Here is a 22742-nt window from a genome sequence, read left to right as displayed (position 1 = left end):
AACGCCGGCCACCCATCAGGCGCGCGTGGCTCACATCCAGCTGGATCTGCTGGGACACCGAGCGTCCCTTGTTGAAGCGCTCGCCGGTCCAGAAGTCGAAGGCTTCATGCGCCATGGTCGACGGCGTGCTGAAGTAGGTCTTGCGCCACTTCTTGTGCATCGCCATGCCGCTGGCGACCTTGTTCAGCTGGTTGAAACCGTAGGTCCAGAAGAACTCGTCAAAGTAGAAATTGCCGTGGTAGCCCTGTGCGGTGCGGGCGTTGGTGCCCAGGAAGAACAGCTCGGCGCCATTGGCCAGGGTGATCGGGTCGCCGGTCAGGTCACGGTCCAGCACCTCACGCACGAACCCGCGCATGTAGCCGAGGAAGATGTGCGCCTGGCTCTTGGATGCGCTCAGGAAAATCTGATTGCGGCCAGTGGTCAGCGCGTCGATCAGCGCCTCGCGGGCGAAGTAGTAGGTGGCACCGATCTGACGCGACTTCAGGATGATGCGCGTGCGTTCGTTGCCCGCCCGGTACCAATCGCGCTGGTAGTCGAAACAGCCATCTACGAACGCCGTCTGCAGGCGCTCGATCTCTTCCTCGCTGAACTCGTTCTTGCGCGCCTTCTTCTTGGGCGCTGCGTTGCGGTTGGCCACTGCCGGATTGAGGTCGGCCTCGTTGCCACCGCCCTGGTACCGTTGAATGCGCGCCTGCCGTTCCAGCTGGCGGTGCAGCAGATCAATCTCCTTGAAGTCACCGCCGGTCTTGCCTTCCTTGTGGATCAGGATGGCCAGGCGCGCCTCCAATGCGCCGCCGATGCGCTCGACGGTGTCTGCACGGTCCCATTCGTCTCGCGCCTTCCAGCTGTGGACCGTCTTTTCCTTTTCGCCGATCAGCGAGGCGATATCGCACACGCGCCAACCCATCCAGTACAGAAACTTGGCTTGGCGTCGTGGATCGACGTGGAGTTTTTCGGCTACGCTGGTCACGTGAACAGGTTGCCCGCCGCCACGCGCGCGCGACACGAAAAACCCACGTAGAACAGCGGCTTACAAACTGACCGCGTTGCCGCTACAGCGCCCTCATTCGACCATGGGTCATCGCATCGAGAACCGATGCGCAACGACACCAGCAGAGGGCGAAATGGCCAGCAAAACCAAGAAGCGTTCCGAGTTCTTCCGTGTCGCCGTCGAAGGCGCCACCACCGATGGGCGAGTGATCGAGCGCCAGCAGATCGCGGATATCGCCGAGACCTACGACCCGGAGGTGTACGGCGCACGCATCTGGCTGGAACATTTCCGCAGCACGCTGCCGGACAGCCCGTTCCGCGCCTACGGCGACGTGCTGGCGGTGAAGGCCGAGGAAGTGGAAATTGCCGGCAAGAAGAAGCTGGCCCTCTTCGCCCAGGTCGAGCCGACCGATGACCTGGTCGACATGGTCAACGTGCGCAAGCAGAAGGTCTTTACCAGCATCGAGATTTCCCCGGAGTTCGCCGACAGCGGCAAGGCGTACCTGTTCGGCCTGGCCGTGACCGACTCCCCCGCCAGCCTGGGCACCAGCATGCTCGCGTTCTCGGCCCAGCACCCGGAGAGCAGCCCGCTGAAGGACCGCAAGCAGGCCCCGGAGAACCTGTTCACCGAGGCCACCGAGACGGTCATCAAGTTCACCGCCGAGGATGAGCCAGAGGGTCGACCCGGCCCGGTCGCTGCGTTCCTTTCGAGCCTGGGCCTGGGCAAGAAGGCCGCGCCGGCACCGGCCAAGGAAGATCCCGAGTTCAACGTGGCCGAGTTCGCCGCTCAGCTGCTGGGCGCGGTGGGTGAGCAGGATGCGGCCATGGCCAAGCTCAGCCAGGACAACCGCGCACTGCGCGAGCAGGTGCAGACCCTGTCCACTCAGGTCGCTGGCCTGCGCAAGAGGCTGGACGACACCCCGCAGGCATTCACCCAGCGTCCGGTTGTTCCGGGTGGCAAGGATGTGGACGCCGCCAACATCACCGATTGCTGATCGGACCCTCTCTCAACATTCCGGAGCTACCCCATGCGTACCGAAACCCGCCGCCTGTTCGAGGGCTACACCCAGCAGGTTGCCACGCTGAACAACGTCAGCGGTGTGGCCAACACCTTCTCTGTCGAGCCGACCGTGCAGCAGAGCCTCGAAGCCCGCATGCAGGAAAGCAGCACCTTCCTGCAGGCGATCAACATGGTCGGCGTGAACGAACTGAAGGGCCAGAAGGTTGGCGTTGGCATCACCGGCACCATTGCCGGCCGCACCGACACCAGCGGCGATGGCGAGCGCAACCCGTCCGATCCGACCTCGCTGGTGTCCAACACCTACGAGTGCCAGAAGACCGACTTTGACACCGCCCTGCCCTATGCCCGTCTGGACGCCTGGGCACATCGCCCCGAGTTCCAGACCCTGATCCGCGACGCGATCATCCAGCGCCAGGCACTGGACCGGATCATGATCGGTTGGCACGGCACCAGCATTGCCATCAACACCGACCGCGTCGCCAATCCGATGCTGCAGGACGTGAACAAGGGCTGGCTGCAGAAGTACCGCGAGCATGCGTCCGAGCGCGTCATGACCGAAGGCGTCGACGGCAGCGGCAAGATCAAGGTGGGCGGTGCCGGCGCTGACTACGGCAACATCGATGCCCTGGTGATGGACCTGGTGGCCAACATGATCGACCCGTGGCATCAGGAGGATCCCAGCCTGGTGGTGATCTGTGGCCGCCAGTTGGTGCACGACAAGTATTTCCCGATCATCAACCGTGACAACGCCCCCACCGAGAAGGTCGCGGCCGAACTGATCCTCGGCGCCAAGCGCATCGGTGGCCTGCAGCCGGTCATCGTGCCGTTCTTCCCGGCCAAGTCGCTGATGGTGACCAGCCTGAGCAACCTGTCGCTGTACTGGCAGATTGCCTCGCGCCGCCGTCACATCATCGAGCAGCCGAACAAGAACCGCGTCGCCAACTTCGAGTCGTCCAATGATGACTACGTGGTGGAGGACTACGGTCTGGGAGCGGTGGCCGAGAACATCGAGTTCGGGATCTGACCATGGCCGACACCCCCGCCAGCCGCCATGTGAAGCGTGCGCTCGCCTCGAAGGAGGCGGCGCGCACCGCCGGCAGCAACCTGATGGAAGGGACCACGATCTACCAGCAGATGCAGGTGCGCTTGGCTTCCGACCGCGCCCGCCTGAAACAGATTCAGTCCACCCAGGGCAAGGCCCAGCTCAAGGTTGCGCTGCTGCCGTCCTATGCCCCATATCTGGAGGGTGTGCTTTCGGCCGACGCCGGCGGCAAGGACGATATCGTCTCCACGCTGATGCTGTGGCACTTCGATGCTGGGCTGTTCGATGCCGGCCTCGACATTGCGCGGTATGTGCTGGCCCATGGGCTGGATATGCCCGACACCCACAAGCGCACCGCAGGCTGTGTGGTGGCCGAGGAAGTCGGCCAGGCCGCCATGAACGCGCTCAAGACCAGCGCCCCATTCGACCTGGATGTGATCGACCGGGCCGCCACGCTTACCGAGGGCCAGGACATGCCCGACGAAGTGCGCGCCCGTCTGCTGCTGGCGCGTGGACGCAGCCTGCTGGCCACCGATACCGAGGCTGCGCCACTGGACGCCGATGCAGTCGCTCAGGCCATCGAAGACCTGCGCACCGCGATCCAGCTGCATGACAGCTGCGGCGGCAAGGAAGACCTCAAGCGCGCCGAGCGTCTGCAGAAGAAGTTCGAGGCCAGCCAGTCCAACGACTGACCTCACACCGAGCGTACCCCGCGACCCCGCCGGCTCGGGGCCGATCACCAAGATCTCTCTCCCTTGGTGTGACGCTCCGACCACCGGCGACCTACGGACACACCATGAGCGCCTTCACCGCCAACGCATCACCCGCACCCAAGCTCGACCCCGTCACCGCCGGCGCATTCTGGCCGGAGATCGACGTGGACGCGCTGCGCGAGGCCATCCGGGTTCCGGGTGATGTGCTGGCCGCAAGGCTGCGCAACACCGTGGTGGTGGCCGTGGCCTCGGTCACGCGGGAGCTGGCGACGTGGCAGGCGCGCAAGGAAGCGGACGGCTACGCGGCGCTGGGAGACGTTCCGGCGCAGCAGATCGATGGTGAATCGGTGCTGCTGCAGCGGTATCGGCGTGCGGTGCAGTGCTGCACCGCCGTTGAGCTGCATGAACGCTACCGCTCCTATGACGCCACCGCACAGGGCAACCAACGTGCCGACGATCTGACCCCGACCATTGATGAGATGCGGCGCGATCACCGCAACGCTATCAGCGACCTGCAGGGGCTGCGCCGCGTCACGGTGGAGCTGATCTGATGCGCGTCATCGCCCAGCAGGGGGACACCCTCGACGCACTGTGCTTCCGTCACCTGGGCACCACCGCCGGCATGGTCGAGAAGACCCTCGCATTGAACTACGGCATCAGCCTGCTCGGGCCGGTGCTGCCGATGGGTACCGAGGTCGATCTGCCCGACGTTCCCGCATCACCCACCGGCGCGGCAACGCGTCCCCTTGTTCAGCTATGGGATTGAAGATGACCGAACCCACTTCCACCGGCAGCATGGCCGCATTGGCCACCGGCGTCGGCCTTGCTTCGCTGCTGCCGGGCATTGAAACCGACGCCTTCATCGGCGCCTTTGCTGGGGCCACATTGTTCGTGGTGTCGGCCAAGGATCTGTCGCTGTTCAAGCGGCTGATCTATCTGGCCATCAGCGTCGTGGCCGGCTACATGGGCGGCACAGAAGTCATGCGCCGCTTCGATGTGGCCTCCAGCGGCCTGGCCGCCTTCCTGTGTGCGGCCACCATCATCACTCTCACCCTGGCCCTGATCGAGCGCAGCCGCAGCGCCGACCCGAGCCGTCTGCCGCGCGGAGGCTCCGATGGCTGAGCTGCTGACCACCGCCACGCTGCTGTGCTGCGTGGCCATCTGCGTGCGCCTGCTGACCTACCGGCCGGCGCCCAACGCGAACCATCGCCACGGCATCGCCTGGTGCGCCTGGCTGCTGATTGCCAGCACCGGCGGGCAAGCCCTGCAGATCATCCTGCAGGGCGCCGGTACCCGCGTCACCGCATGGCAGCTGACACTGCTGGTGGTACTGCTGGTGGCCGTCTACCGGGCACGCGGAAACGTGGCCCACCTGTTCGGGAGCAACTGACATGCTGACCCCCACCCTGCTAGCACAGATCATGCTGTGCCCGCTGCAGCGCGCACAGCGCTGGGCCGAGCCACTGAACGCGGCCATGAAGCGCTTCGGCATCAACACGCCGGTGCGCGCTGCCTACTTCCTGGCACAGCTTGGCCACGAGAGCCTCAGCCTGTCGCGCGTCGAAGAATCGCTCAGCTATAGCCGCGAACGCCTGCTGGAAGTGTTCGGCCGTTACATCACGCCGGCCGATGCCGCCGGGTTCGTCCATCAGCCGGCCAAGCTGGGCAACAGGGTGTATGCCGGCCGAAATGGCAACGGCAACGAGGCCAGCGGCGACGGCTACCTGTTCCGCGGCCGTGGCCCGCTGCAGCACACCGGCCGTGGCAACTACCGCCGCATGGGCCAGCTGATCGGCCAGCCACTGGAAGAGCAGCCCGGCCTGCTGATCGAGCCGGAGATCGGCGCCATGGCGGCGGCTGCGTTTTGGAAAGACAACGGCCTCAACACCTACGCCGATCAGCGCGATGTGTTGGCCGTCAGCCGCGTCATCAACCTTGGCAATGCCCGCAGCCGCGCCACGCCCAATGGCATGGCAGACCGCACTGCCCGCACCACGCGCGCCCTGGCCGCGCTGGGAGCGCGCTGATGCTCTACCGCGCCCTCGCATTGGCCGCCCTGGTGCTGGCCACCGCCGGCCTCTTTAGCTGCCAACAGGGGCGCGTCAGTCGCGCCACCACCGCGCTGGACAAGGCCAGCCTCGATTTGGCCAAGGCCAGGGCCGAAAGCGCCGCCTTGGCCAGCAGCCTCAAGCTGGCCGAAGGCACCACCCGCGTCGTGACCGAGTACGTGGACCGCGTACAGCTGGTGCATGAGCGCGGTGACACCATCGTCAAAGAGGTCCCCATCTATGTCACCGCGAACGCTGATGCTGCCTGTACTGTTTCTGCTGGCTTCGTGCAGCTCCACGACACCGCCGCGAACGGCAGCGCCACCGCCGGCCCTGCCGGAGATCCTGATGCGCCCGCCTCCGGCACTCCGCTCTCTGCCGTCGCCGAAACCGTCACCGGCAACTACGCCATCTGCCACGCCACCGCCGCGCAGGTAGTGGCCCTGCAGGAGCTGGTACGCAATCTGCACGCCGAGCTTGCGCGGCAGGCAGGTACACAGTGAAGAAGCCGCAGCTGCTGCGGGACCACCTGGTCGCCGCCGTCCCCGCGCTGGTCAACGACCCGGACAAGCTGCTGATCTTCGTCGATAGTGGTGGCCTGGCCGGCACCTACCGACCGGGCCTGGCGTTTGAGTACCGCTACACGCTCGACCTGGTGCTGACCGACTTCGGCGGCGCGCCGGAGGCGGTCATGGTGCCGCTGCTGCAGTGGCTGACCCGCCACCAGCCCGAACTGCTGGCCAACCCTGCCAACCGCGAGAAGCTCACCTTCGAGGTGGACGTGCTCGGCGACAACCTGGTGGATCTGGCCATCAAGATGCCGCTCACCGAACGGGTGTTGGTCAGCCGCACCGCCGATGGCAGCGTGCAGCTGCAGCACCTGCCCGAGCCACCGGCAGAGGATGCCCACGCCGACACGCTGGCCGGCGGTGTCCTTATCGCCGATGGCATCCAGATCGCCACCCTGCCAGCGATCACCGAATGAGCGAGGATCTGCAGCGACTGGAAGCCTGGGCCGCGCCCCTGCTGCGGCGTCTGCAGCCGGCCGAACGCGGCAGGCTTGCACGCAAGGTCGGTACCGCGCTGCGCCGAGCACAGCAGCAGCGCATCGCAACGCAGAAGAACCCCGATGGCACGCCCTACGCGGCGCGTCGTGCGGTGCCCCTGCGTCGCGCTAAGGCCGGTCGCATCAAACGCGGGGCAATGTTCGCCAAGATCCGGCAGGCGCGGCACCTCCGCGTACGCGTGACACCCAATGAAGTCGCCGTCGGCTTCACCGGCCGCGTTTCCCGCATTGCACTGATCCATCAGGAGGGCCGAAGCGATGCGGTCAGCAAGGGCGGTCCCCGCGTCACCTATGCGCGCCGCCGTCTGCTGGGCTTCTCGCCCGCCGACGAACAGCTGGTGCGCGATCTGATCCTCGATCATCTGCGCGAGCTATAGCGTAATAGCTGGATCTACACAGCCTGCGCCATGACCACGCGCGCGCGCGATGGGAAGCTGCCACCACGCTCCCAGCCGATGCCGCCGTGTCCACCTTCACCGCCGTTGACCTCTCCCGCCTGCCGCTGCCGGATGTGTTCGAGCAGCTGGATTTTGAACAGCTGCTCGCTCGTCGCGTGGATCAGTTCCGCACGTTCATGCCTGAGTACGACGCCCTGGTCGAGTCCGATCCGGTGTACAAGGTGCTGCAGGTCAGTGCCTACAACGAGCTGATCCTGCGCGAGCAGTTCAACCAGCGCGCCAAGGGTCTGTTTCTGGCGTATGCCCAGCGCGGGGATCTGGACAACCTGGCGGCGCCCTTCGGTGTGACCCGCAAGCAGCTCGCCCCAGCCGATCCGGAAGCGGGGACGCCGGCGGAGTTTGAAACCGATACGGAGTTCCGTCGCCGTATCCAGCTGGCGCCGGAGGGGCTGTCTGTGGCCGGGCCGGAGGGCGCGTACATCTTCCACACTCTCTCGGCCGACAATGCCGTGCTCGATGCGAGCGCAACCAGCCCCGCCCCCGGTGAGGTCGTGGTCACCGTGCTGGCGCGCGATGGAGACGGTACGCCGTCCGATTCACTGCTGGCCACCGTCAATGCCGTACTGCAGGACGGTCAGGTACGCCCGCTGACCGACTTCGTGCGCGTGGTCGGCGCCCAGATCCTGCCCTACGTCGTGGAGGCGGATCTGTACACCTTCGACGGCCCGGATGCGGCCGTGGTCATTGCAGAAGCTCGGCGCCGCTTGGAGGCTTTCATGGCTGACTCGCACCGGCTGGGGCGCGATGTGGCGGTGTCGGCCATCTACGCGCAGCTGCACGCAGAAGGGGTGCAACGGGTAGTGCTCCACGCTCCGGTCGCTGACCTGGCCGTGGAGCGTCACCAAGCCGCGTACTGCACCGCGCTGACACTGAAGCACCGGGGCAGCAATGAGTAGCCTGCTGCCGCCCAACGCGACACGACTGGAACGTGCTGTCGAGGCGAGCGATGCCCACGTGTTGGGCATGCCGATGGGGCACAGGTGGATCAAAGATCCGCAGCGTTGCCCTGTCGATCTGTTGCCATGGCTGGCTTGGGAACTGTCGCTGGATACCTGGGACAGCGAGTGGCCCGAGCACATCAAGCGCCAGCGCATTGCCAGTGCCATCACCATCCAGCGCCACAAGGGCACCGCCGGCAGCGTTCGCGACGTAATCGAGTCATTCGGTGGCAGCGTGCAGATCCGCGAGTGGTGGGAACAGCAGCCACCCGGCCAGCCGCACACCTTCGATCTGACCCTGACGCTTTCCGGGCGCCCCGGCGTTGACCCATCGGCTAAGTACGTCGAGGACGTTATCGCCGAGGTCAACCGGACCAAGCCGGTGCGCGCCCACTTCACGTTCACCCAAGGCGCCGAGTTCTCCCAGCGGCTCGGCCTGGTCGGCTCGCTGCGCCCCGCCATCTACCGCCGCCTGCAGCTGGCACAGGAGTAACCCAATGCTTTTGCAGTTCACCACCGCCGGCCGCGCTGCCCTGGTCAATGCACAGCACACCGGCACCCGCACCGTCACCGTGACCCAGATCGGTATCACCGAGCAGCCGTTCATTCCTGACCCGGAGGGTGGTGACACCGTGCTGCCCGGTGAGCGCAAGCGCCTCGATACCTTCGGCGGTATGTGCGTGGCGCCGGATGTCATCCACGTCACCGTGCGCGACGAGACCGACGACGCTTACAGCCTGCACGGTATTGGCCTGTACCTGGACGATGGCACGTTACTATGCGTGTACGGCCAGATGAAGACGCTTCTGGAAAAATCACCCCAGGCGCTGATGCTGCTGTCGGCAGACATGGCACTGGCCGATATCGACGCTACGCAGATCCAGTTCGGCAGCACGGAATTTCTCAACCCGCCGGCAACCGTGGAAGTACAGGGCGTGGTCGAGCTGGCCACCGATGAAGAAGCGATCACTGGCCGGGATTCTGCCCGTGCCGTTACGCCGTCCACGCTGCGCGCGACGCTCGATGATCGCCTCGGTGGCGCGGCACCCACCGATCTCTCCAAGGATCTGCTGGCTGCGGCAACGGCTGCGGCAATGCGCGTCCTGCTTGAGGTGAAGGGCGCAGCGCTCAAGGACGACGGGCACGGCAACGGGCTGGATGCCGATCTACTCGATGGTCAGCACGGGGAGTTCTACCTCGATTGGGCGAACATGACCGGGGTACCCGCCAGCACCCACATCCCTGGCCAGGTCATCACGTTCGCCGGTGTGGCCGCTCCGCAGGGCACGCTGCTGTGCGACGGACGCACCGTCCTGCGCGCTGATTACCCGCGCCTGTTTGCAGCCATCGGCCTGACCTATGGCAACGACGTGGCCGATGACAGCTTCCGCCTGCCGAAGATCGATGAGGGGCTTGGCATTGTTCACACGGCTGACCCCGCCCTGGTGGGACAGATCAGCGCAGGCGAGGTCATCGCCCATGGTCACGGCGCGAAGTCGTCCGGCGCAGGCGCCCACGGGCATACCATCACCATCGGAGGTGGCGGTGGTCACTCCCACGGTGCCAGTGCCAGCGCGGTAGGCGACCACGCCCACGGTGCGTGGACGGATGGCCAAGGAAGCCACACCCACGGCGTGGGCGATCCGGGTCATTCACACACCTGGACCGGTCCAAACTCCGGCGGCGGTGGCGGCGGTTGGTCTGCATCCGGGATCTCCAGCCCCAGCCCCGTCGGGACCAGCCACAACGGTACCGGCATCTGGATCGGAGAAGGTGGTCATCACGCCCACAACATCGGTATGAACGGCGCCGGCGGCCACGGCCACACGATCAGCGTTGCAGCGGTCGGGGATCACACGCACAGCGCCTCAGCCAGTGGCGTGGCTGACCACAGCCATGCGATCGACGTGGCCTCCACCGGCGGCACCCGCAATCTGCCTGCCGGCGTGCGCATGCTCTATTGCATCACCTACTGAGGATTCCCATGCAGCTACAGACGCCCCATGAAATCTACGCTCACAGCTTTGACGCTACCTCTGGCCAGTATCTGCTGCCGGTGCGCGTGTACCCGGAAGCTGATGGCACCTGCCCGCTGCCGCAGGACACCGTTGATTTCCCGCCCACCGAACCTGTCGGATCGCACCAGACCTGGCGCATCAACGCCGCGCGCAGCGGTTGGGATGTGGTCGATGATTTCCGGAGCGTGATGCTGTGGGACACCGCCACCGGCTACCCGGTCCAGAACCAACTGGCATTGGCCGAGCGCCCCCCCATCGGCATCACCACGCTGGCACCGCTGAGTGTCGCGCCAGGCCAGCCGGTGTCCAATCGCTGGAACCCTGACCGCAGCCTCTGGGAGCTTGTGCCCGACTATAGCCAGACGCCGATCTGGGACAAGGCCACCGGCAGTGTGCTGCCGTTGCTGGCAGCTGGCCTGGCATTGCCGGAAACGGCCATTGATATCGCTCCCCCCACTGGGGGCGCACAGGTGCGCTTCGACGATGCGCAGGGTGCATGGGTGACCCGCGAGGCCACAGACACGCTGCCGTTTGACGATGAGACTGTTGAGGTCGACAGCGGTGCCGCTGGTTGAGCCAACCGCAGCACGCCGCGTGTAGTGCCCGGTCCTACACGCGGCACTACGTGCGCGCGCGAGCTGCCACGGCGAGCATGGCCCTATGGATAGCGGCCTGCCCCAAAAAGTAAGCAATCTGATGCGCGACGGAGTGGTGACGGAAGTCGATCACGCCGCTGCGCGTTGCCGCGTGCGCAGCGGCGAGATGCAGACCGACTTCATTCCGTGGCTGACGCCCGCCGCTGGCAACGTGCGCGTGTGGTGTCCGCCGAGCGTCGGCGAGCAGGTGCAGCTGCTGTGCGTAGACGGCGACCTGGCCAATGCGGTCGCCGTACCCGGCATGTTCAGCGATGCCTTCCCGGCACCGTCCAGCAATCCCGGCCTGGTGCTGATCCAGTTCGCCGACAGCGCCACGGTTGGCTACGACAGCGACGCGCACGCGCTGGCCGCCAACCTGCCAGCCGGCGGAACCGTAAGCATCGTGGCGGATGGCGGCGTGAGCATCACCGGCCCGGTCACCATCCAGGGCGACGTGACCGTCACCGGCAAGGCCGAGGTCAGCGAAGACGTAATCGGTGGTGGCATCAGCCTCAAGCAGCACATGCACAGCGCCGTGCAGCCTGGCAGCGGCACCTCGGGACCACCGCAGTGATCGGTATGGACGCCATCAACGGCGGCACCGCCGAGGGCACGGCGCATCTGGTGCAGTCGATCCGCGATGTGCTGACCACCCCGCTCGGCTCGCGCGTGCAGCGCCGGGATTACGGCTCGCTGCTGCCAGAGCTGATCGACCAACCGTTCAACGACCACACGCGCCTGCAGCTGTTCGGCGCCACCGCCACCGCGCTGATGCGTTGGGAGCCACGGATACGGCTCACCCGCGTATCGCTCACCCCCAGCGATACCCCCGGAGCGTTCCTGCTCGACCTGGACTACCAGCAGGCCGGAACCCGGCAACAGCAGACCGTCACCGTCCCGCTCCGCTTTCCAACCCCATAACCGCAGGAGTCACCCATGGCCCAGGACTATCACCACGGCGTACGCGTCATCGAGCTTGACGGCGGCGCCCGCTACATCCGCACCGTCGCCACTGCCATCGCCGGCATCGTCTGCACGGCCCCTGACGCAGACGACGCCACCTTCCCCCTCGACACCCCGGTGTTGCTGACCGACGTTCGCGGCGCCATCGCCAAGGCGGGCACCAGCGGCACGCTGGCCGGTGTGCTGGGTGCCATCGCCGACCAGTCCAATCCGGTCACCGTGGTGGTGCGCGTGGCCGAAGGCGAGGACGCAGATGCAACTACCAGCAATGTAATCGGCACGGTCGACGGCGGTCGCTACACCGGCCTGCAGGCGCTGCTGGTGGCTGAAAGCAAGCTGGGCGTGAAGCCCCGCATTATCGGTGCCCCCGGCCTGGACACGGAGCCGGTGACCACCACCCTCGCCTCGATCTGTAAGAAGCTGCGCGCCATCGCCTATGTCGGCGTAGGCGAGGCCAAGACCGTCGCGGAGATCCTGGTGTATCGCAAGAAGTTCGGCGACCGCGAGCTGATGATGATCTGGCCGGACTTCCTCTCTTGGGACACCGCCGCGAAGAAGGAAGCCACCAGCTTCGCCACCGCCCGTGCTATCGGCCTGCGCGCCCTGATCGACCAGCAGATGGGCTGGCACAAGACCCTGTCCAACGTGAAGGTACAGGGCGTGACCGGCATCAGCGCAGACGTGACCTGGGACCTTCAGGACCCCCAGACCGACGCGGGCCTGCTCAACGCCGCTGCGATCACCACCCTCATCAACAGCCAGGGCTACCGGTTCTGGGGCTCGCGCACCTGCAGCGACGATCCGCTGTTTGCCTTCGAGTCGGCCACGCGCACCGCGCAGATCCTGGCCGACACGATTGCCGAGGCGCAGATGATCTATATCGACAAGCCGATGCACCCCACGCTGGTGAAGGACATGTTGGAAGAGATCAATGCCAAGTTCCGCGAACTGAAGAACGGCGGCTATGTGATCGACGCCAACGCCTGGTACGACGAAGCGGCGAACCTGCCCACGCAGCTGGCAGATGGCCAGCTGGCCATCGACTACGACTATACGCCCGTGCCGCCGCTGGAGAACCTGACCCTGCGCCAGCGCATCACTGACCGCTACCTCTCCGACTTCGCCACGCGCATCAGCGCCTGATGCACTGAGGAACCTATCTCATGTCCCTCCCCAGCAAACTGAAGAATCTCAACCTGTTCAACGATGGCGCCAGCTACCTCGGCCAGGTCGTCGAGGTGAAGCTGCCTACCCTCACCCGCAAGATGGAAGAGTTCCGTGCCGGCGGCATGGTCGGCCCCATCGATATCGATCTCGGTCAGGAAAAGATCGAGCTGGAGTGGAAGTGCGGTGGCCTGATGCGCGATGTGCTGCGCCAGTACGGCGCTGTGCGCCACAACGCCGTACAGCTGCGCTTCGCTGGTGCCTACCAGCGCGAGGACAGCCCCGACGTTGATTCGGTGGAGATCGTCGTGCGCGGTCGTCACAGCGAGATCGACGCCGGCACCGGCAAGGTGGGCGACGACACCGAGTTCAGCACCAAGACCACCGCCAGCTACTACAAGCTGAGCATCAACGGCCGCACCGAGATCGAAATCGACATGGTCGGCATGGTGTTCATCGTCAACGGCGTGGACCTGCTCACCGCACAGCGCCGCGCCATCGGCGCCTGACCCCATAGCGCCGGGTCACACCTGTGGCCCGGCCACTCCTTCCTGAGAGAGACGCACCATGACTGCCAAGATGAAGACCTCCACCGACGCGACCGACACCGTCGATCCGAATACCGTCACCCTGGACTATCCGATCCAGCGCGGCGAGCAGGTCATCAGCGCCGTGAAGCTGCGCAAGCCAAACGCAGGCGAACTGCGCGGCATCAAGCTGGCCGACCTGCTGCAGATCGACGTGAGCGCCATGGCCGCGCTGCTGCCGCGCATCACCGAACCGACCCTGACAACTGCCGACGTGAACAAGCTGGACCCGGCCGACCTGGTCGCCATCGGCACCCTCGCCGCTGGTTTTTTTGTGCCGAAGGCGCAGCGGGAATTCCTCAGCGCGTAGAGGATTTCATGGCCGATATCGCGGTGATCTTTCCATTCACCCTCACCGAGCTGTCGGCCCTCTCGCTGTTTGAACTGATCGAATGGCGCGAGCGCGCCCGTGTAAGAAGTGGAGCCGAGCCGTGATACCTTTCGCCCATGGCCACCTTGATCGCCATCGCTGTTGCGCTGCTCCTGCTGGCTTCGGTCGGCGGGCTGCTGGTCTGGGCATTGAGCGCGCTGTGCCGCCTGCTGGCGGCGCTGGTGTCCTCACCGACCGACACGCCCTCGGCGTAGCCGGTGCATCGGTTGCCGTCGCATGAGCGGCGGCAACCTTCGCCTGCAGGTGGTGCTGCAGGCTCTCGACCAGGCCACCGCTCCCTTCCGCAAAGTCATGGCCGGCAGCAAAGGGCTGGCTTCGGCCCTGCAGGCGCAGCAGGCCACCCTCCGGCGCCTGAACAACGCCCAGCGCGATGTGAGCGCCTACCGCCAGCAGCAGCAGGCGCTGCGCGGTACCGAGCAGAGCTACCAGCAGGCGCAGGCCCGCGTAGCAGCGCTGGCCCGGCAGATGAAGGAAGCCGGCACGCCCACCCGCAAGCTCAGCCGCGAGTTCAGCCAAGCCAAGACTGCCGCCGCGCAGCTGAGTACTCAACAGAAGCAGCAGCAGGTGGAGCTGCAGCGGCTGCGTTCGGGTTTGGATCGCGCCGGCATCAGCACGCGCCAGCTCGGCGCCCATGAGCGCAAGCTGCGCACGGATATCGCCGCCGCCTCGCAGCAGATGGAGCAGCAGCGCGCTCGCTTGGCTGCGCTGGACGCAGCGAAGGCCCGTATCCAGAAGATCCACAGCGCCGGCATGAACGCAGCCGCGCACGGCGCCGGCGTCGCCCTGGCCGCTTTCGGCGCGCTGCGCGCCCAGGGCCTGCCCATCGCTCAGGCCATGGAGTTCGAGTCCGCCATGGCCGACGTCAGGAAGGTGGTCGACTTCGACACGCCGGACGGCTTCGAGAAGATGGGCAACGATATTCAGGAGCTGTCCCGGCGCCTGCCAATGGTGCCCACCGACATTGCCAAGATCGTCGCTGCCGCTGGCCAAGCTGGCATCGCCAGCAACGAGCTGACACGCTTCGCCGAGGACGCGGCGAAGATGGGCGTCGCCTTCGACACCACCGCCGAAGACGCCGGCCAGACGATGGCCACTTGGCGCACCGCGTTCCGCATGGGCCAGGATGACGTTGTCGTGCTGGCCGACAAGATCAACTACCTGGGCAACACCGGCCCGGCCAGCGTCCAGAAGATCAGCGAGGTGGTCAACCGCATCGGTGCGCTTGGCGAGGTTGCCGGCCTCGGTAGCGGCCCCTTGGCCGCGCTGGGCGCGACGGTCGCCGGTATGGGCATCGAATCGGAGGTGTCTGCCACCGGCATCAAGAACATGCTGCTCACCCTGTCCTCGGGCGACGCAGCAACGAAGCGGCAAGTGGAGTCGTTCAAGAAGTTGGGCCTCAGCACCAGCGACCTGGCCCAGGCCATGCAGAAGGACGCCGGCGGCGCCATTCTGGATGTGCTGGAGCGGCTCAAGCAGCTGCCCAAGGCTGAGCAAGCCGCGACCATGGCGCAGTTGTTCGGCCGCGAATCCATCGGCGCCATCGCGCCGCTGCTGACCAATCTCGACCTGCTGAAGGAGAACTTTGGCAAGGTCGCCGATGAGCAGAAGTACGGCGGCTCGATGAACGCCGAGTATGCAGCCCGCGTCGGCACCGCCGAGAACGGCCTGATCCTGCTCAAGAACAGCGCCATCGTGCTGTCCCAGCGCATCGGCAAGACCTTGCTGCCCACGGTGAAGGAGCTGGCTGCGCGCGTGGCCAAGGTCGCCGACCGCATGGCCGAGTGGGTCAAGAACAATCCGCAGTTGGTCGCCACCATCGCCAAGCTGGTCATGGGCGGCACCGCGCTGGCTGCTGCTCTCGGCGGCCTGGTTGTCGCAGGCGGGGTCGGTGCGATGGCGCTGACGCAGATCCACAGGGCCGTGATGCTGCTCAGCGGCGGCGGCGGCCTGGGCAAGCTGGTGGGCCAGGTGCTGTCCCTGGGCGGCCGCGCCTTTCCCATGCTGCTCAACGTTGGCCGCATGCTGCTGCCGCTGCTCGGGGGCATCAGCCTCCCCGTGCTGGCCATCGGCGCCGCTGTCGCGGTGGTGGCGGCGCTGGTGTGGAAATACTGGGGGCCGATCAAGGCATTCATGGTCGGCACGTGGCAAGGCATCCTCGACGTGGTCAATCCGATCATGGCCGAGCTGGCCACCGCGCTGGAACCACTCGGCCCGGTGTGGGACATGGTGTCCTCGGGGATGAGCCAGACGTGGGGCTGGGTGATGAAGCTGTTTGCGCCGTTCGAGGCCACCAGCGAGCAGCTGCAGGGCGCCACGGATGCCGGGCGCGGGTTCGGCCAGATCCTGGGCACGGTGCTGACCGTGAACCTGCGCATGGCGGTGAAGGCCATCGGCTGGCTGGTCAGCGCGTTCACCACGATCCTGCCGGTGATCCAGAACGCCGTCGGCGGCGCATGGACCTACCTGCAGGGCGCGTGGAATCTGATCGTGGGCCTGTTCACCGGCAACGGCGAGAAGATCCGCTCGGGCCTGAGCGCGATGTGGGCGGGTGTCAATCAGATCCTGCTCGGCTGGCCGGCGCAGATGATGCAGGCCGGCATCGACATAGTGCAGGGCCTGGTCAACGGCATCGTCTCCAAGGGCAGCGCGGCCATGGATGCCGTCGCCGGCATCGCCTCGGGCGTCGTGGGCAAGTTCAAGGGCATGCTCGGCATCCATAGCCCCTCGCGTGTCTTCGCGCAGTTCGGCGACTTCACCATGCAGGGCTTGGCCGGCGGCCTTGACCGCAGCCAGGGCGAGCCGCTTTCGCAGGTGGCGAGCCTGGGCGACCGCATGAAACAGGCAGGCGCCGGAATCGCACTGGGAGCGGCCGCAATGCCGGTGATGGCCGGGGCCTCCCCGGTGGTCTCCCCCGCCGCTGCGGCGGCCGCAGCGGGCGCCTCCGGCGGCGCCAGCTACACCATCCAGATCACCGTGCCCGCTGGCACCGATGGCCAGGGCATTGCTGCCCAGGTGCGCGCTGAGATCGAGAAGATCGAGCGCGAGAAGGTCAGCCGCCGCGCCTCCCGCCTGACCGACTGAGATCCACCGCCATGATGATGAGCTACGGCACCTTTGTATTCTCTCTGCCGACAGCTGCTTACGAGCAGCTGCAGCGGCAAATGAGCTGGCGCCACGCCAGCAGTGAGCGCCTGCACGCCCGTCCGGCGCGGCAGTACGTGGGCCTGGGCGAGGACACCATCAGCCTGCAGGGCGTGATTGCCGGCGAGCTGGCGGCCAATCTGGACGTGCTGGACGAACTGCGCGCCCTGGCCGACGAAGGCAAACCGCTGGCATTGGTCGAGGGTACTGGCCGCGTGTATGGGGCCTATCTGCTGGTCAGCCTCAACGAGACCCGCAAGGAGCTGTTTCCTGATGGCACGCCGCGCCTGATCGAGTTTCAGCTGCAGCTCGAACGCGACGACGATGGCGCCGCTGCCGAGGTGCGGGCATGAGGGCCACCGCCTACCCCATCCCCGCATGGCGTGTGGTTCTGGACGGCGTGGACCTGACCAGCCGGCTGGCGCCGCGCCTGCTCGACCTGTCGCTGTCGGAGAGCCGTGGCGATGAGGCCGACCAGATCGACCTGCGCCTGCACGACCATGATGGCCGTCTGGCGTTGCCACGTCGTGGTGTTGAACTGCAGGTGGCCATCGGCTGGGAGGGCAGTGGCCTGTTCGACAAAGGCACCTTTGTGGTCGATGACGTGGAGCACAGCGGCTCACCCGACATTCTCACAATCCGCGCGCGATCCGCGAACCTTACGGGCGCCGTGCGCAGCCGACGTGAGCGCAGCTGGCACGACACCACGCTGGGCGCAATTGTCGGCGCCATTGCCGGCGAGCACTCCCTGCGGCCGTCGATAGCCGCGGATCTGGCGCGCCAGGCCATCGGGCACCTCGACCAAGCCAACGAGAGCGATATCAACCTGCTCACCCGGTTGGGCAAACGCTTCGACGCGGTGGCCACGATCAAGGCCGGCACGCTGATCTTCGCGCCCATCGGTGCTGGCACTACGGCAAGCGGTCAACCACTGCCCGGCGTGCAGATCACCCGCGCCAGTGGCGACCAGCACCGCTACACCGTCGCCGACCGCGAGAAGTACACCGGCGTGCGCGCCTACTGGGGCGACCGCAAAGCCGCGCGACGCACCGGCGTGCTGGTGGGTACGTCGGAGAACGAGAAGAAGCTGCAGGCGACCTACGCCACCGCAGCCGAAGCTCGGCAGCATGCCGAGGCAGAGTTCAAGCGGTTGGATCGTGGCACGGCCCAGCTGAGCTACACGCTCGCACTGGGCCGGGCCGATATCTACCCCGAGCAGACCGTCACGGTGAGTGGATTCAAGCCGGAGATCGATGGCATCGACTGGCTGGTGTCCAAAGTAAGCCACACCATCGACGGCAGCAGCGGGTTCACTACGAGCCTCGAACTGGAAACACGCTCCGCCAATGTGTAATGACGTAGTCATTTCGCTCGGAGTCGACGAAATGAGCGACCATAACGTCCCCCCGGTGATACTCGCCAGACAGGTTGCCTAAAGAACGCTGCACGGCCTCTATAGCCGTTTCGATAGTGACCTCGGCAATCTTCGGAGGGAACATCAACATGATCTCGAACCTGTCAAATTCGCGCTGACGCTCCATGTCACCGAAAGCGCTGCGCAATAGATCCTCCAGCACTCTTGGGCTGAAGATACCCATGATTCCTGGAACTGCAATTAGAGCGCTAGATCCGCCATCTCGGTATTGCTTGAACCCGTATGCAATTCCAGCCGAGGTACCAGTGATCCGGCCACATAGTCGCTCGACAATCAATTCCACATCGAGCTGTCGAATCTTCTTGGATTCAACCAAAGCTACAAGATCCTCTTTGGCCAACGTCCTTGGCGCCGCTTCGGCCTGCTTCGCGTCGGCGATTGCCTTCTGAGTGACACTTGCTCTCAGGAACGTCCCTGCATTCCTGATGAAGTCGGATAGGGTGTACATCCAAAAGAACTCGACCTGAGCCTCGCGAACCATTTCCATCACGAGCTCGGGTTGCGGTCGCTTTCCCGAGATCGATCTCGACTCTAACCACCAATCTGGCTTCACGTCCGACGTTACAAGCATCAGACGCCTAACACTATTCTCGGCGCCATGCCGCAGTAGCTCCCGCCACACCATGTAGTCGCCATATTGAGGATCGTATCTGAGGCCATCGAAAACGTAGAAATCGCCGGCCTTCTCCTGATCACGATATCCCGGTCCCACCCCTGCCTTGTATCTCTCTGCGCCGGCCTGCTCGGCAGAGTCAACCGCCGCTTGATCAGCTGGCCTTGCGCCCGTTCGTCCATCCAAGAGGTGTTCAACAAAGGACAAGATCGGATCGACTTCGTTGGGTGAGACGTAGTGATCACTTTCCGTTTTGGTGACTCTAAAGAGCTCATCCGCCTTCTGATCCATTTCCCTCAGCTTCTCGGCGACCTGTGTCCAACAGGCCCTCTCCCGTGTCCGTTCGTTGGATATCGCAGCCCGGAAAGCGGCGTATGCGATCTTGGCGTCCTTACCAAGCTGCTTTGAGGCCGCAAATTCAGCACGCATCGCGTCGAGGCGATTTCGATGGAACTCCAAGAGAACATGGTAGGGAGCCCATATTCTTCCCTTCAGTCTTATCAGGAGTTCTGTGACCTCCTTACGAGTTTCAGCCGGCATGCGATAGAGACCAAGTAGAACATTGGTGTCCAGCGCGATCACGCTGTCATGATCTTCCCACAGCGCCTGGAGCTGCTCCGGCGTCGGGTCGAAGTAGCCTGAGAATTGTTGACGCATGCTTCCCCCTGTCTCTTTCCTATCCATCGGCGCGGCGACCGCCGCAGATTGTCCGGATGAGTGGTCCCGCGAATCACTGCAATGAATGCTGACGCTACCCGTGAACACCTGACCGATCACTGCACCGTCGAAGACCGTGGTCCCACCGCAAACATATGTTGCGTGACCATTCCTCACATCACCGCTGCACATACACCCTCACATCAGAAACCGCGCCCTACCGGCGCCCTTACGCGCGAGTTAGCGGCCTGAATGCGAAGCAGGATAAGACTCAGCGAGCGGCCTTTTTTGATCCCTTTGGTGCCTTGACAAGGACTTTTTGCCCGCGCAGATCCACATCACCGCTGAGCTGCTGGCCGATGCTGGCGTTCTCGAAGCTCGTCCGGGGCGCAGCTGTTGTCGCCGTCAGCGTGACACCGCGCAGCGCGGCCATCACCGCAGCGCGTGCCGAAGGCGACGCAGTGCGCCACGCATCCAGCAGATCCGCATCAGCTTCAGCCAAGCGCTCACGCCTGCCGACCAGCACATAGGTCACATCGACGCCGAGTTCATCGGCAGCAACGAAGTACGCGCCACCGGGCAGGTGGGCATCTTGCTCGAACAGGATCTGCGTGCGCTTGGCAACACCGCAGGCCAATCCCATGGCCTCCTGGGTCAGACCCAGACGCTTCCGTTCTTCTTTCAGGCGAATACCTACAGACACGCAAATTCCCCCCTTGACAGGTGCAGTTAACTTCACCACCATTTCACCCAGAAATACACAGGGGAAACGGAATGAACGCCAAACGACGGACTACCGCATCCAAGCTGCGCACTGCTGAGCAGGCGCGCCAGTGGCTTGTCGACAACGGCATGTCGGTTGCTGCCTTCGCAGAAGCCAACGGGTTGAGCCGCCATGCCGTGAACAACGCCTTGCGCATCGACAGCAAGTGCCGGATCGGCAAGACACACGCAGCCGCTGTAGCCCTCGGCATGAAAGCCGCCCCTGATTCTCACACAGAATCGCCCAAATCCGCCCGGATTCGCACCACCAAGCGCGCTCGGGGTGTGGCCTCGGCGACGGCGGTCGCCGCCACAGCCAAGCGCCGGGGTAGGGCATGAGCGCCGTCATGGGCCAGCGCGCAATCTTCACCTGTGACGCATGCGGCACACCGTTGACGAAGCGCACCAGCGCCCTACAGCACCGCCATCTGCGCACCGACGCCTATGTGTGTCAAAACCCGGTATGCGGCGCTACCTACACCGGCCACTCTGAACTGACCAGCATTTCCAGCCCCAGCGGCATGCCCAACGCCCCGGCCTGCGAACTACCGCAGACACCCGGCTACGAGCGCGCCCTGCTGCTGCAACGCTGGAGAGAGGACCGGGGCGAAATGCAGCTGGATTGGATCGACACCCCCCACGTCACACCACAGGACGGCGGCGAACAACCCGCCACCTGATCCACCTTTCCCCTTCCGCCACCAACTGACCTGGCGCCGTACGGTGCCAGCAAGGGAGTGCTGCGCCCGTGATGCGCCACAAGACACAATTTGATGGATGGTCCTCGGCGATGCAGCCGAATTTCGTCACCGCGCCGGCAGGAATCGAGTATGTGCCCTTCGCACAGAAACAGCGCGACGCTGCCGAGCTTCGCGCCCTGGTGGAGGCCCACATCGCAGCCGGTGGCGCGTATGTCGTGTTGCCTGCAACGACTGCTGCACAGGTGTCCGCATGAGCCTGTCCGCAGCTTCAACCAATCTGCACACTTCTACACAGATTTACTTGACTTCCCCACGGACGGGGAGCAGGATCTGCCGCAAGGAGCGTAAGAACTCCAAGTCAGCGGTATCCGCGCCCGTCAGCATCGCGGTTTTTTTGCGCCTGCTATTCGTGCGCGCCGACGCTTTCCTGCGTCGGGAGGGCGGCAGCCATACAACACCCGCAAGGGGAAAACTGCCCGCCGGTCTGACTCCGGTTCTTACCCTCCCGACACCCTCGGTGCGTCGCGTAAGAACGTCTCGCCGAGATTTCAATCTCAAGTCAGGAGACGTCACCGTGACCTACGGCGCCCCTTCCACGCCCGGCAATGCTGCCGCGCGTCAGATTTCGCTCGCCTTCGGCCTGATCGCCGACACCCTCGAATGGCCAAATGAAGACTACCAGGCGTTCATTGCCCGGCTGGTCGGTGTGGGCGTGTCCCCGCTCGCCATCACTCTGGGCGACGTACTGATGGCCTACACCGCACAGTGCGATGCCCGCAGGGACGCCCGTGGCGCCGATGGTAAGGGGGCGCACTGATGGCGCCGCCCAACAACGTGACCATCCCCGATCCGTGCCTGCGTCCTGTCATCGTGCTGGAAACACCGATCCCTGGCCTCGGCCTGCGCGCCTCGTTCGACCAGCACAAGATCCTGTTTCTCGCGCTGGTACACATCGAGTCGGACACAGCAGCGACGTTCACCGCGCATCACTCACGCAATCTGTTGCGGACTGCCGCTGGGGGAATCCAGATTGGAACCGTCGTCTACTTGCTCGCCGAGGGCGAGGCCGAGCGCTTCTTCCAGTGGCTGCGCACGGGCGAGACCTACCCCGGCGGGGTGAACTGATGGCCAGCAGCAACGGGCATACACCGGTACTGCCCGGCCCGATGGATCGCGGCGACCAGGTAATCAGCCTTGCCGACTACCTGCGACTGTGCCGCATCGCGGCTGCGGCCGAGCTGCTGGCCAAGCTGCCGAGCGAAGCGGCAAAGATGCTGGATATCAAAGCCGATCACACGTCTGCCGTAGCGCAGTACATGGCCGAAGACCTGGCCGCGATCCTGAGCCGATCCCGCCCTGCAGACGAGTAATGCACCACCCCGCCCCGGCAGCGCGCCAA

General features: G+C 65.1%; 34 protein-coding genes. 31 read left to right on the top strand and 3 right to left on the bottom strand.

Annotated elements, in window-relative coordinates:
- On the bottom strand, positions 1–970 hold a 970-nt coding region (locus tag HMPREF3114_RS21425), incomplete at its 3' end, for a terminase large subunit domain-containing protein (protein WP_256337638.1).
- 154 nt (positions 971–1124) lie between these two features.
- Here HMPREF3114_RS21425 and HMPREF3114_RS07140 point away from each other — a divergent pair.
- From HMPREF3114_RS07140 to HMPREF3114_RS07025, 25 genes are all read left to right on the top strand, one after another.
- Positions 1125–1985 (top strand): GPO family capsid scaffolding protein, encoded by an 861-nt coding sequence (locus HMPREF3114_RS07140; protein WP_070489475.1) that lies wholly within the window; start codon positions 1125–1127, stop codon positions 1983–1985.
- Positions 1986–2018: 33 nt separating this feature from the next.
- The gene (locus tag HMPREF3114_RS07135; RefSeq protein ID WP_070489474.1) at positions 2019–3035 is read left to right on the top strand and encodes a phage major capsid protein, P2 family; all 1017 of its coding nucleotides are present in this window, start codon (positions 2019–2021) and stop codon (positions 3033–3035) included.
- 2 nt (positions 3036–3037) lie between these two features.
- Positions 3038–3745: a phage terminase small subunit gene (gpM, locus tag HMPREF3114_RS07130; protein WP_070489472.1), complete on the top strand. Its 708-nt coding sequence runs from the start codon at positions 3038–3040 to the stop codon at positions 3743–3745.
- Between the two features lie 104 nt (positions 3746–3849).
- Positions 3850–4317 (top strand): head completion/stabilization protein, encoded by a 468-nt coding sequence (locus tag HMPREF3114_RS07125; protein ID WP_070489470.1) that lies wholly within the window; start codon positions 3850–3852, stop codon positions 4315–4317.
- Positions 4317–4532, top strand: a complete 216-nt coding sequence (locus HMPREF3114_RS07120; protein ID WP_070489469.1) for a tail protein X — start codon at positions 4317–4319, stop codon at positions 4530–4532. Before HMPREF3114_RS07125 ends, HMPREF3114_RS07120 begins: the two co-directional genes overlap by 1 nt.
- 2 nt (positions 4533–4534) lie before the next feature.
- Positions 4535–4888 carry a putative holin gene (locus tag HMPREF3114_RS07115; protein ID WP_070489467.1) on the top strand — a complete coding sequence of 118 codons (354 nt, stop codon included), beginning with the start codon at positions 4535–4537 and terminating at the stop codon, positions 4886–4888.
- On the top strand, positions 4881–5156 hold the full coding sequence (locus HMPREF3114_RS07110; RefSeq protein WP_070489465.1) for a phage holin family protein: 276 nt from the start codon (positions 4881–4883) through the stop codon (positions 5154–5156). Before HMPREF3114_RS07115 ends, HMPREF3114_RS07110 begins: the two co-directional genes overlap by 8 nt.
- A 1-nt stretch (position 5157) precedes the next feature.
- Positions 5158–5793, top strand: a complete 636-nt coding sequence (locus HMPREF3114_RS07105; protein ID WP_070489463.1) for a glycoside hydrolase family 19 protein — start codon at positions 5158–5160, stop codon at positions 5791–5793.
- Positions 5793–6317 (top strand): hypothetical protein, encoded by a 525-nt coding sequence (locus HMPREF3114_RS07100; protein ID WP_070489461.1) that lies wholly within the window; start codon positions 5793–5795, stop codon positions 6315–6317. Before HMPREF3114_RS07105 ends, HMPREF3114_RS07100 begins: the two co-directional genes overlap by 1 nt.
- Positions 6314–6799 (top strand): phage tail protein, encoded by a 486-nt coding sequence (locus HMPREF3114_RS07095; RefSeq protein WP_070489459.1) that lies wholly within the window; start codon positions 6314–6316, stop codon positions 6797–6799. The genes HMPREF3114_RS07100 and HMPREF3114_RS07095 overlap by 4 nt, the downstream gene beginning before the upstream one ends.
- The gene (locus HMPREF3114_RS07090; protein WP_070489457.1) at positions 6796–7257 is read left to right on the top strand and encodes a phage virion morphogenesis protein; all 462 of its coding nucleotides are present in this window, start codon (positions 6796–6798) and stop codon (positions 7255–7257) included. The genes HMPREF3114_RS07095 and HMPREF3114_RS07090 overlap by 4 nt, the downstream gene beginning before the upstream one ends.
- Positions 7258–7343: 86 nt before the next feature.
- Positions 7344–8234, top strand: a complete 891-nt coding sequence (locus tag HMPREF3114_RS07085) for a baseplate assembly protein (protein WP_070489456.1) — start codon at positions 7344–7346, stop codon at positions 8232–8234.
- The gene (locus HMPREF3114_RS07080; RefSeq protein WP_070489454.1) at positions 8227–8769 is read left to right on the top strand and encodes a phage tail protein I; all 543 of its coding nucleotides are present in this window, start codon (positions 8227–8229) and stop codon (positions 8767–8769) included. The genes HMPREF3114_RS07085 and HMPREF3114_RS07080 overlap by 8 nt, the downstream gene beginning before the upstream one ends.
- A gap of 4 nt (positions 8770–8773) precedes the next feature.
- On the top strand, positions 8774–10252 hold the full coding sequence (locus tag HMPREF3114_RS07075) for a phage tail protein (protein ID WP_070489452.1): 1479 nt from the start codon (positions 8774–8776) through the stop codon (positions 10250–10252).
- A gap of 8 nt (positions 10253–10260) precedes the next feature.
- The gene (locus tag HMPREF3114_RS07070; RefSeq protein WP_070489450.1) at positions 10261–10869 is read left to right on the top strand and encodes a hypothetical protein; all 609 of its coding nucleotides are present in this window, start codon (positions 10261–10263) and stop codon (positions 10867–10869) included.
- A gap of 85 nt (positions 10870–10954) precedes the next feature.
- Complete coding sequence (locus tag HMPREF3114_RS07065; RefSeq protein ID WP_070489448.1) at positions 10955–11503, top strand: phage baseplate assembly protein V; 549 nt, start codon at positions 10955–10957, stop codon at positions 11501–11503.
- Positions 11500–11850 carry a GPW/gp25 family protein gene (locus tag HMPREF3114_RS07060; RefSeq protein ID WP_070489447.1) on the top strand — a complete coding sequence of 117 codons (351 nt, stop codon included), beginning with the start codon at positions 11500–11502 and terminating at the stop codon, positions 11848–11850. Before HMPREF3114_RS07065 ends, HMPREF3114_RS07060 begins: the two co-directional genes overlap by 4 nt.
- Positions 11851–11865: 15 nt before the next feature.
- Positions 11866–13035, top strand: coding sequence for a phage tail sheath protein (locus tag HMPREF3114_RS07055; RefSeq protein ID WP_070489445.1), 1170 nt, complete (start codon positions 11866–11868; stop codon positions 13033–13035).
- Between the two features lie 20 nt (positions 13036–13055).
- The gene (locus HMPREF3114_RS07050) at positions 13056–13565 is read left to right on the top strand and encodes a phage major tail tube protein (RefSeq protein ID WP_070489443.1); all 510 of its coding nucleotides are present in this window, start codon (positions 13056–13058) and stop codon (positions 13563–13565) included.
- 58 nt (positions 13566–13623) lie between these two features.
- Entirely contained in the window at positions 13624–13953 is a 330-nt protein-coding gene (locus HMPREF3114_RS07045) for a phage tail assembly protein (protein ID WP_083297583.1), read from the top strand.
- Between the two features lie 8 nt (positions 13954–13961).
- The gene (locus HMPREF3114_RS07040; protein ID WP_014648142.1) at positions 13962–14078 is read left to right on the top strand and encodes a GpE family phage tail protein; all 117 of its coding nucleotides are present in this window, start codon (positions 13962–13964) and stop codon (positions 14076–14078) included.
- A 12-nt stretch (positions 14079–14090) separates the two neighbouring features.
- Positions 14091–14228 (top strand): hypothetical protein, encoded by a 138-nt coding sequence (locus tag HMPREF3114_RS21185; protein ID WP_176746371.1) that lies wholly within the window; start codon positions 14091–14093, stop codon positions 14226–14228.
- A 22-nt stretch (positions 14229–14250) separates the two neighbouring features.
- On the top strand, positions 14251–17115 hold the full coding sequence (locus tag HMPREF3114_RS07035; protein ID WP_070489441.1) for a phage tail tape measure protein: 2865 nt from the start codon (positions 14251–14253) through the stop codon (positions 17113–17115).
- 11 nt (positions 17116–17126) lie between these two features.
- A complete protein-coding gene (locus HMPREF3114_RS07030) occupies positions 17127–17528 on the top strand; it encodes a phage tail protein (protein WP_070489439.1) in 402 nt (133 codons plus the stop codon).
- The gene (locus HMPREF3114_RS07025; protein WP_070489437.1) at positions 17525–18529 is read left to right on the top strand and encodes a phage late control D family protein; all 1005 of its coding nucleotides are present in this window, start codon (positions 17525–17527) and stop codon (positions 18527–18529) included. Before HMPREF3114_RS07030 ends, HMPREF3114_RS07025 begins: the two co-directional genes overlap by 4 nt.
- On the opposite strand, the gene HMPREF3114_RS07020 is transcribed toward HMPREF3114_RS07025, so the two are convergent.
- Positions 18489–19880, bottom strand: coding sequence for a PIN-like domain-containing protein (locus HMPREF3114_RS07020; RefSeq protein WP_070489435.1), 1392 nt, complete (start codon positions 19878–19880; stop codon positions 18489–18491). The two genes, HMPREF3114_RS07025 and HMPREF3114_RS07020, sit on opposite strands and share 41 nt — an antisense overlap.
- A gap of 271 nt (positions 19881–20151) precedes the next feature.
- Positions 20152–20583 carry a helix-turn-helix domain-containing protein gene (locus HMPREF3114_RS07015; protein WP_070489433.1) on the bottom strand — a complete coding sequence of 144 codons (432 nt, stop codon included), beginning with the start codon at positions 20581–20583 and terminating at the stop codon, positions 20152–20154.
- A 71-nt stretch (positions 20584–20654) separates the two neighbouring features.
- Between HMPREF3114_RS07015 and HMPREF3114_RS20590 the strand changes: the two genes are divergently transcribed.
- The 6 genes from HMPREF3114_RS20590 (at position 20655) to HMPREF3114_RS06990 (ending at position 22713) form a co-directional block, all read left to right on the top strand.
- On the top strand, positions 20655–20981 hold the full coding sequence (locus tag HMPREF3114_RS20590) for a helix-turn-helix domain-containing protein (RefSeq protein ID WP_083297581.1): 327 nt from the start codon (positions 20655–20657) through the stop codon (positions 20979–20981).
- Positions 20978–21322: an ogr/Delta-like zinc finger family protein gene (locus tag HMPREF3114_RS07010; protein ID WP_070489431.1), complete on the top strand. Its 345-nt coding sequence runs from the start codon at positions 20978–20980 to the stop codon at positions 21320–21322. The genes HMPREF3114_RS20590 and HMPREF3114_RS07010 overlap by 4 nt, the downstream gene beginning before the upstream one ends.
- A 71-nt stretch (positions 21323–21393) precedes the next feature.
- Entirely contained in the window at positions 21394–21597 is a 204-nt protein-coding gene (locus HMPREF3114_RS07005; RefSeq protein WP_256337639.1) for a hypothetical protein, read from the top strand.
- A complete protein-coding gene (locus HMPREF3114_RS21420) occupies positions 21594–22160 on the top strand; it encodes a hypothetical protein (protein WP_256337637.1) in 567 nt (188 codons plus the stop codon). The genes HMPREF3114_RS07005 and HMPREF3114_RS21420 overlap by 4 nt, the downstream gene beginning before the upstream one ends.
- Complete coding sequence (locus HMPREF3114_RS06995; protein WP_070489425.1) at positions 22160–22468, top strand: hypothetical protein; 309 nt, start codon at positions 22160–22162, stop codon at positions 22466–22468. The genes HMPREF3114_RS21420 and HMPREF3114_RS06995 overlap by 1 nt, the downstream gene beginning before the upstream one ends.
- Positions 22468–22713 (top strand): hypothetical protein, encoded by a 246-nt coding sequence (locus HMPREF3114_RS06990; protein ID WP_070489423.1) that lies wholly within the window; start codon positions 22468–22470, stop codon positions 22711–22713. Before HMPREF3114_RS06995 ends, HMPREF3114_RS06990 begins: the two co-directional genes overlap by 1 nt.
- Positions 22714–22742: the final 29 nt, after the last annotated feature.

It is taken from the genome of Stenotrophomonas sp. HMSC10F07 (assembly GCF_001807895.1).
GTDB classification, from domain to species: domain Bacteria; phylum Pseudomonadota; class Gammaproteobacteria; order Xanthomonadales; family Xanthomonadaceae; genus Stenotrophomonas; species Stenotrophomonas sepilia.
This window is presented reverse-complemented; position numbering and strand designations above follow the sequence as displayed.